Origin of the sequence: Shewanella sp. AS16, from assembly GCF_021412365.1 — a bacterium.
Taxonomy (GTDB): Bacteria; Pseudomonadota; Gammaproteobacteria; order Enterobacterales; family Shewanellaceae; genus Shewanella; species Shewanella salipaludis.
The window spans coordinates 1-302 of the sequence record NZ_JAKCLK010000184.1; the positions used below are offsets into that span (position 1 = coordinate 1).

Annotated in this window: 2 pseudogenes; both read right to left on the bottom strand. The window is 53.6% G+C overall.

The features are described 5' to 3' along the window. A pseudogene (locus LZP73_RS19900) lies at positions 1-83 on the bottom strand (Mobile element protein); the annotation flags it as partial. 88 nt (positions 84-171) lie between these two features. Then, a pseudogene (locus LZP73_RS19905) lies at positions 172-302 on the bottom strand (transposase); the annotation flags it as partial.

The following is a 302-nucleotide window of genomic DNA, read 5'->3' on the forward strand; positions in this document are numbered from 1 at the left end:
AAGGCGCGCCGCACCACCCGGCTACAGCAGTGGTAATAGGGCGTGTCTTCAACACTTATTTGAGTTCTTCGAGGGCGCGGCATGACAAGACTCCAGCATCGACAATTTATCTCAGTTTAGAAGAGACTTCTGAATCTCACCATTTACTGTGGGTGGCCCTAATTGCTCGGCTATGGCAAAAACAGCTTCAAGTTCAAAGAGCAGTGACTCTACCCAGCCCCGGCGATGGTCATAGTTCTTCCCCGAATAGGCATCATCACCGCACAGGAAGGCGCGCCGCACCACCCGGCTACAGCAGTGGT